The sequence below is a fragment of the Mesoflavibacter sp. CH_XMU1422-2 genome, assembly GCF_037029245.1.
In the GTDB taxonomy this organism is placed as follows: Bacteria; Bacteroidota; Bacteroidia; order Flavobacteriales; family Flavobacteriaceae; genus Mesoflavibacter; species Mesoflavibacter zeaxanthinifaciens.
Window position 1 is genome coordinate 1 of the sequence record NZ_JAYMEE010000030.1, and the last position, 841, is coordinate 841.

The window sequence follows — 841 nt, forward strand, 5'->3', positions numbered from 1 at the left end:
ATCTTCTAAATCTACTACTGGCAGTGGATTTACTTCTAATGTAATTGTTGCTATTTCGTAACATACCGAACTATCTACCATTGTACCTGTTCCATCATCTACCATGGTATCATTGTCTACGCGCACATAAATGACTTGTGGGTTTGAGATGTTTTCATATAATAATGGTAATGGGTTTGTAGCTGCTTCGGCATCTGCTAAAGTCTCATAGTAACTTGTTATATAGTTTGCTGGATCTTGACCCATTAACACTGCGCCATCTTGACTTGATAAATCAAACTGTACACTGTCATTTGCTGGGTTACCATCAAATTCTATATTATCATCACATTCATAATACGTTGGCATTGATTGATTTGCTTGCGCTGCCTCATTTACCTCTATATTAAACATTGTAGTGACATCACATCCTGTTGTTGTATCTGTAATATTTACATATATAACTTGAGGATTACTTGTATTGTTATACGGACTTACTAAAGCATTTATTCCCGCATCGGCATCGGCTTGTGTATCATGATAGGTTACTGTAAACACGGTTGCATCTTGACCGTTTAGTATCTCGGTTGTTTTACTTTCTAAGTCAAAACCTGCTACTTCATCTGTATTTAATTCGCAAATAATATAATCCTCGATTGGACTTACTACTGGTAATGGATTTACTGTGATATCAAAATCTACTATTGTAAAACAGCCTGTTCCGTTTAATCCTGTTTCGTCATCTCCATTTGTTACTCTTACATAGATGGTTTGTGGATTGATAGCTGTTCCTGGATTATCTGGATCTTCGTTTGTGTGCATTGTTGCGTCTGCTATTGCATTACTTCCTGTTAATGCATCG

At 36.4% G+C, this 841-nt stretch carries 1 pseudogene; it reads right to left on the bottom strand.

Annotation, left to right across the window (positions count from 1 at the left end):
• A pseudogene (locus tag WA340_RS03850) lies at positions 1 to 841 on the bottom strand (hypothetical protein); the annotation flags it as partial.